Raw genomic sequence first — 6,299 nt, forward strand, 5'->3', positions numbered from 1 at the left:
CGTCCTCATTCATTTCTGACACACCGTCAGATTCCGATGCGTCCGACTGTTCCACCGGCACCCGCACCCGTCAATACCTGACGCATCGTCAGACCCGCTCAGAACAGGCTGACACCCGCCAGCCAGCCCCCGTCGATGACGAACGGCTGCCCCGTGATGTACGAGGAGTCGTCCGAGGTCAGGAAGAGCGCCAGTGCCGCCACCTCCTCCGGCTGCCCGATCCGCCCCAGCGGTACGAGTTTCCGGTACAGCTCGGCCACGGCCGCCCTGGACTCCTCCGGGTCCGCGGTCGGGTCCAGCGCCGCCGGATTGGTCATCGCGGTGTCCACAGCCCCGGGACAGACGGCGTTGACCCGTATCCCCTTCGCGGCCAGCTCCACCGCCGCCACCTTGGTCAGCCCGAGCACCGCATGCTTGGTGGCGGCGTACGCGCCCACGAACGCCATGCCCGTGAGCCCCGTGTACGAGGCGGTGTTGACGATGGTCCCGCCGCCCGCGGCCTCGATCTCGGGCGCGACGCTCTTGATCCCGAGAAACGCGCCCACCTGGTTGACCTGCACCACCTGCTGGAACTCCTCCAGCGGTGTGGTCACCAGCTCGTTGAAGCGGAGAATCCCCGCGTTGTTGACCAGTCCGTCGATCCTTCCGAAGGCGTCCTTCGCGGCGGCGACGGCGGCCTGCCACTCGCCCTCCCGGCTCACATCCAGATGGACGAACCGGGCGACGCCTTCCCCCAGCTCCTTGGCCAGCGCCTCGCCCTGCTCGTCGAGCACATCGGCGATCACCACCCGCGCGCCCTCCGCGGCGAAGAGCCGCGCCTCCTGCTCGCCCTGTCCGCGCGCCGCGCCGCTGATCAGCACGACCCGCCCGTCCAGCTTGCCCATGACCTGACTCCTACCTGTCGAGACGGGGTGCGACCTCGGCGGCGAACGCCGCCATCTGTTCGGTCAGTTCACTGCGGCTCCGACTGCGGAACCGCACCTGGATCTGATGGACGCCCATGACCCCGTACTCGCGCAGCGACTCGGCGAGGACCTCCGGCTTTCCGGTGAGGGTGCGCCGCCCGACGGACCAGTCCGGCTCACCGACGTACAGCGGCTCGGTGATCGCGCCGATGACGATCGGGGCCTCGATCCCGGCCGCCTCGCGCAGCTCCTTCACCCTGGCGATCTGTGCGGGCAGCTTCTCCCGCGGATCACCCTGCGGCAGCCAGCCGTCCCCCCGCACCGCGGCCCGGCGCACGGCGGCGGGCGAGGAGCCGCCCACCCAGACCGGCACCCGCTCCTGGGCCGGGCGCGGCAGCTGCCCGAGCCCGGCGAAGGAGAACCGTTCCCCCGCGAACTCCGGGTACTCCTCAGGGCCGAGCGCCGCCTTCAGTGCGTCGATGGTCTCGTCGAGGACCCCGCCCCGCCCCTCGAAATCCGCCCCGAGCGCCTGGAATTCCTCCGGTACGTGCCCGGCCCCGACCCCGAGGATCAGCCGGCCGCCGCAGAGGTGGTCGAGGGTGGCGTACTGCTTGGCGGTGGCCAGCGGGTGCCGCAGGCCGACGACGGCGACATGGCTCATCAGCAGGACCCGCTCGGTGATACCGGCGAGAAAGGCGAGAGTGGCGACCGGGTCGTACCAGACGGTGCTCATGACCCCGGCGAGCCGCCGCGGGATCGCGACATGGTCGCAGCTCGCTAGATAGGCGAAGCCGGTACGGTCGGCGATGCGGGCGATCTCGGCGAGGTCGGCGGGGGTGGCCGCGGCCTCCCACCCCTCCGCGTAGATGGTGCTCTGCGACTGGATCGGCAGCTGCATCCCGTACGACAGCGGCCCGGTGGGCAGTATCGGCACCGGACGGCCTCCTTCCCGAGGGAATCTGACGCATCGTCATATGACGCGTGCGGGGGCCATCGTCGTACCTGACGTCACATCAGACAAGAGGCGGGTGCGAACCGGGCGGCCCGTCGCCCGGGTCGAGCAGCGGCGTCCGGCGCCGACGAGCCCGTCGGACGGGTGGCATCGTCGGCATCGCCCTCGCCGTCGCCCCCTCCGGTCGCCGCACTCCCGGGCTTCACCGCCCCCTCGCCCTCTCCCTCCTCGGCCTCGTCCTCGCGTTCGTTCGCCGCGGCCCGGACGCCCATGCCCTGCGAACTCGACACGTTCCGGTCGATCGCGCCTTCGACGAGGTGAATCCCGTGATCCGGCTCTCTCCCGGCCGCACGGTCCGGTCCGGACACGGCCTGTTTCGCCGTGGTTCGCGTACGCCGGGGCCACGGTGGCGCGTGGGGGTGCGCCACCGGGGCCCCGGCGTTCGGGATGAACAGCGACGAGGCGGGCGTGGCCCGCTCCCGGCGCATCGTTCGCGTCAGACGGACACGGGCTCACGGACGGTGTGGTGCCTGCTGATGTTCTTCTCCAGCAGTTCCGTCGAACGCCGCACTCCGATTCCGCCGGAGGGCGCGAGCTCGGGGAGCCGTCCGTCGGACTGCTTGAGGTCCGTCAGTGCGGCGTCGATGGCGGCATGCGCGGCAAAGAGGCAGGGAGTGCTGTAGATGGCCACCTGGCACTCCAGCTCGGCCAGTTCGGAGAGCGAGAGCCTGGGTGACTTTCCGCCCGCGATCTGATTGAAGAGCAGCGGCTTGTCACCGACCACCTTCCGGATGCGCCGGATCCATTCGACGCTGCGCACCCCGTCGACCAGGACGACGTCGGCGTCCGTCTCGGCCAGCGCCTCGGCCCGGCGCAGGATGTCTTCCTCCTCCGTGGCGTCCGTTCGGGCGACGACCACCAGATCCTGCCTGCTCCCCAGCACGAGGTTGAGCTTCTCCAGATACTCCTCCAGCGGAAGCACCTGCTTGCCGTCCGCGTGACCACACCTGCGGGGGCGCTTCTGGTCCTCCAGGATGACGCCGGAGGCGCCGATCCTCTCCAGCCGCTGCACCACGTGGCAGGCGACCTCGGGATCGACGTAGCCGTCATCGATGTCGACCAGCAGGTGGTGGGAGGGGAAGGCCGGCCGCAGCCGCTCCACGAAGGCAACCATGTCGGGCCAGGCGATGAAGCCGATGTCGGGGAGCCCGTAGTAGGAGGCGGCAAAGCCGAATCCGGACACGAAGAATCCGTCGTAGTGCCGGGCCACGACGGACGCCGAATACATGTCGTAAATACCGATGAGAGGAGTCGTTCCCGGAGATCGGACTTCTTCCCTCAGCGCACTTCCGTATCGCACAGCGCCTCCTTGCCAATGAGTCATTGATTCGTGAATCGGTTTCCGGCACATCACCGATGCACCGAATTGCCGGTTCGGTGATTCCATTGCAAGAAAAAGATGTCGAGCGACGCCTTCTCAGGTAATGCCGAATCCGGCGCCACCGGTTCCGTGAGCCGCCGAGACACCGGTGGACGAATCGAGGGCATGCGGATCGGCGATTCAACAATTCAATGATGCGACGCATACGGAAACACCACGCGCAGCGCTCACTTGCGGAACAGAAGATGGCACTCATGCCACACAGGACGCGAAGAACTGCCCTCTTCGCGAAGACGCGTATATCTATACAGGCATGACCGCCCCTTTACCCCGGGACACGCCGCGTTTGACCTTGCGTACGAAACCGGAGGGTCGTTTTCCTTCGGATCACCGACGCATCGCCGGAAGGACCGCCGACTGCCTGACATCGACGCCGTGTCGGGGCGTTGTCAATGACCGCCGATCAGGCGAACCGGTCGAGCAGGCGCTCCACATAGCCCTCCGGGCGCGCCGTGAGCACCTCGGGCGCCGGAGCGGTCCGCCCCGGTTCCCGCCACGGGACCGCGGCCTTCTCCGCGTCCGGCGCAGTGGAGCGTACTGATCTCACTGATGCGGAGAACGGACTGATGAGGCTGCCGGGAGCGGGCGTCAGGCGGGACGGCGTCCACTTCGGCGCGTCCCTTTCACCTGAAGGGTGGATACGCAGGTCGTTCGCGGCTGGGCAGGCTTTCCCCGCTTGGAAGCAGCATCGCCAAGCAGCGTTCGAACTCGTAAGACAGACAAGGAGCACGTCTTGAAGCGCATGGGACTTCTGTCCGGCCGCATGGTGATCGCCGCTACCGCTTCGGTCCTGTTGGCGGCGGGCACCGCACAGGCCGCACCGGCGAAGTACGCGCGGCACGCGGATGCCGCCGCCCAGCTGAAGAAGGCGGGCATCACCTGGACGTCCAGCGGCAACTGCTCCGACTGGAACAAGAAGTCGTGTACGTCGTTCACCCAGATCAACAAGGCGACCATCGAGGGCACGATCGCCTTCAAGAAGGTCAGCGGCTGCAAGGTGATCGTCACCGGCGGCACCGAGAAGGGCCACAGCTCCGGCACCTACAGCCATCGCAACGGGTACAAGACGGATATCTCCACCAAGATCTCGTGCGTCAACAACTACATCACCCGCAAGTTCGCCAAGGCGGGGAAGCGCAGCGACGGGGCCGCTCTGTACAAGTCCCCCGCCGGCAATGTCTACGCACGGGAAGGCAGCCACTGGGACATCACGCACTACAACAGCAAGGCGTAGCGGACACTGCCGCTTCTGACGGGGGCTTCCGGCATCGGACAGCGGCACGCATGTGAAGGAAGCAGCCGCCTCCTTCACATGCGGCCGCGACGCCGGATGCCATTCCCGCCCGTCCTCGACCGGCGGACGGGAGTGGCATCGGCCGGGCGTGCCGGTCAGCAGTCCGGGATCACCGTCCCGTTGTTGTCCCGCGCCTCGTCGTTGCCCCAGCGGGACAGGTAGTACGCCGAGACATATGCGCCGCGCCCGTTCTTGCCCGCGTACACCGTGTCCAGGTCCGTCTTCAGCCACCAGTGGTTGTAGCTGGAGCCGGAGCCGGCCTGGGCGCCCCACACCTTGCAGTAGACGTAGTTCGTGCCCGCGTTGAGGACGCCCTGCGCGTCGCCCGTGCCGGCCGCCGCGTAGCCCGTGGCATCGGCGAAGGTGTCGACCCAGTACTTCCCGCCACCGCCACCACCGCAGCCGTTGTCACTGGTCAGGTACTTGCTGTAGTACGAGCCGGGGTACGGGGCGAGTGACTGGCCGTTGATCGCGATGGTCTGACCGACGCCGTTGTACAGCTGCTCGTAGTGGATATGGGCGCCGCTGCTGTTGCCGGTGGAGCCGGTGACGCCGATCTGCTGGCTCTGGGAGACGGAGGCGCCGTCGGCGACGGAGTACGAGGCGAGGTGGAAGTAGTAGGTCTGCCAGCCGCCGCCGTGGTCGATGGCGATGTAGTTGCCCGCACCGCTGGGCTGGGAGTAGCGGTGGGCTGTCCCGCCGGACGAGGCGAGGACGGGGGTGCCGGCCGTGGCGCCGCCGTCGGTGCGGACGAAGTCGAGGGCCTGTCTCACTTCCGCCGAGTGATGGCTGTAGGTCCAGGTCTGGCCGCAGGGGAACGGCGCCTTGAAGTTCGGGGCCGCGGCGGCGGGCGTCGCGGTCAGCAGTCCTGCGACGAGGGCCACCAGGCCCAGCAGAGCGATGCGTATCGAGCGCATGCGCGGTCAACCTCCGAGTCGAATCCGAGTGGAGTACCGGGGGTACGGGGACAGCAGTCCGGGTTGAACGGACTCAAGAGTGCCGGAAGTTCAGCTGCCCCAATAGACCCGACAGCCACCGAGAACCCGAGCCGACCGCTTCGGAGAAGTGCGGCCGGCGTGCGCCGGTGCGATGGCACCGGATGGGAACTCGGGGGCTGCGGAACCCGACGGAAACGACATGGAGCTGCCGCAGCAGAAGACCCTTCATCTGCTGCGGCAGCGATCACAGGGACTGTCCCGAACCCTGAGCGGGTTCCCGTCCGTTCCCCTTGGACCTAGTTACCTCACGGACCGACGTTGCCAGGAATGCAGACCGCGTACGACTGGACGGTCTGCGCGGTGGCGCCGTTGTTGTATGCGGAGACGTGCCAGGTGTTGGTGGCAGTGTCCGGGTAGCTCGCGGTCCAGATGATGTCCGGGTTCTGGAACTGGCTCACGGCGCCTCCCCCGGTCAGCACGGTTCCGGCGGGGCACACGGCCACGATGTCCGTGGTGCTGCCCCCAGCGGGCACAGACGTGACGTTGCTGTTGGCCTGCTGGGACGGGCCAACAGGTCCCGCCGGGCCGGTGGCGCCCGTCGGGCCGGTGGCACCGGTGGCACCATCAGCACCATTGGTACCGGCAGCACCCGTCGCACCCGTCGGACCCGCAGGACCGGTCGCACCATCAGCACCATTGGTACCGGCAGCACCCGTCGCACCCGTCGGACCCGCAGGACCGGTCGCACCATCAGCACCATTGGTACCGG

The 6,299-nt window shown here is 68.1% G+C and carries 8 protein-coding genes; 1 reads left to right on the forward strand and 7 read right to left on the reverse strand.

The annotated features are described in order from the left end of the window. Nucleotides 1–98 precede the first annotated feature (98 nt). From IEZ15_RS19725 to IEZ15_RS19745, 5 genes are all read right to left on the reverse strand, one after another. On the reverse strand, nucleotides 99–884 hold the full coding sequence (locus IEZ15_RS19725; RefSeq protein WP_189278510.1) for an SDR family NAD(P)-dependent oxidoreductase: 786 nt from the start codon (nucleotides 882–884) through the stop codon (nucleotides 99–101). 10 nt (nucleotides 885–894) lie between these two features. Further along, entirely contained in the window at nucleotides 895–1,839 is a 945-nt protein-coding gene (locus tag IEZ15_RS19730; RefSeq protein ID WP_229845981.1) for a TIGR03619 family F420-dependent LLM class oxidoreductase, read from the reverse strand. A 74-nt stretch (nucleotides 1,840–1,913) separates the two neighbouring features. After that, the gene (locus IEZ15_RS19735) at nucleotides 1,914–2,147 is read right to left on the reverse strand and encodes a hypothetical protein (RefSeq protein ID WP_189278512.1); all 234 of its coding nucleotides are present in this window, start codon (nucleotides 2,145–2,147) and stop codon (nucleotides 1,914–1,916) included. A gap of 206 nt (nucleotides 2,148–2,353) precedes the next feature. After that, a complete protein-coding gene (locus IEZ15_RS19740; RefSeq protein WP_189278514.1) occupies nucleotides 2,354–3,217 on the reverse strand; it encodes an isocitrate lyase/PEP mutase family protein in 864 nt (287 codons plus the stop codon). A 484-nt stretch (nucleotides 3,218–3,701) separates the two neighbouring features. Then, on the reverse strand, nucleotides 3,702–3,845 hold the full coding sequence (locus IEZ15_RS19745) for a hypothetical protein (protein WP_189278562.1): 144 nt from the start codon (nucleotides 3,843–3,845) through the stop codon (nucleotides 3,702–3,704). A gap of 195 nt (nucleotides 3,846–4,040) precedes the next feature. Between IEZ15_RS19745 and IEZ15_RS19750 the strand changes: the two genes are divergently transcribed. Next, complete coding sequence (locus IEZ15_RS19750; RefSeq protein ID WP_189278558.1) at nucleotides 4,041–4,532, forward strand: hypothetical protein; 492 nt, start codon at nucleotides 4,041–4,043, stop codon at nucleotides 4,530–4,532. A 155-nt stretch (nucleotides 4,533–4,687) separates the two neighbouring features. Here IEZ15_RS19750 and IEZ15_RS19755 read toward each other — a convergent pair whose 3' ends face one another. Together IEZ15_RS19755 and IEZ15_RS44845 are read right to left on the reverse strand one after the other, a co-directional pair. Continuing rightward, entirely contained in the window at nucleotides 4,688–5,509 is an 822-nt protein-coding gene (locus IEZ15_RS19755) for a M23 family metallopeptidase (protein ID WP_189278515.1), read from the reverse strand. 326 nt (nucleotides 5,510–5,835) lie between these two features. After that, nucleotides 5,836–5,988: a hypothetical protein gene (locus tag IEZ15_RS44845; protein WP_229845982.1), complete on the reverse strand. Its 153-nt coding sequence runs from the start codon at nucleotides 5,986–5,988 to the stop codon at nucleotides 5,836–5,838. Nucleotides 5,989–6,299 lie beyond the last annotated feature (311 nt).

It is taken from the genome of Streptomyces atratus (assembly GCF_014648655.1).
Taxonomy (GTDB): Bacteria; Actinomycetota; Actinomycetes; order Streptomycetales; family Streptomycetaceae; genus Streptomyces; species Streptomyces atratus.

Coding starts and splice junctions, on each gene's coding strand:
- IEZ15_RS19725 (WP_189278510.1), bottom strand. CDS start 884: ATGGGCAAGCTGGACGGGCGGGTCGTGCTGATCAGCGGCGCGGCGCGC.
- IEZ15_RS19750 (WP_189278558.1), top strand. CDS start 4,041: ATGGGACTTCTGTCCGGCCGCATGGTGATCGCCGCTACCGCTTCGGTC.
- IEZ15_RS19755 (WP_189278515.1), bottom strand. CDS start 5,509: ATGCGCTCGATACGCATCGCTCTGCTGGGCCTGGTGGCCCTCGTCGCA.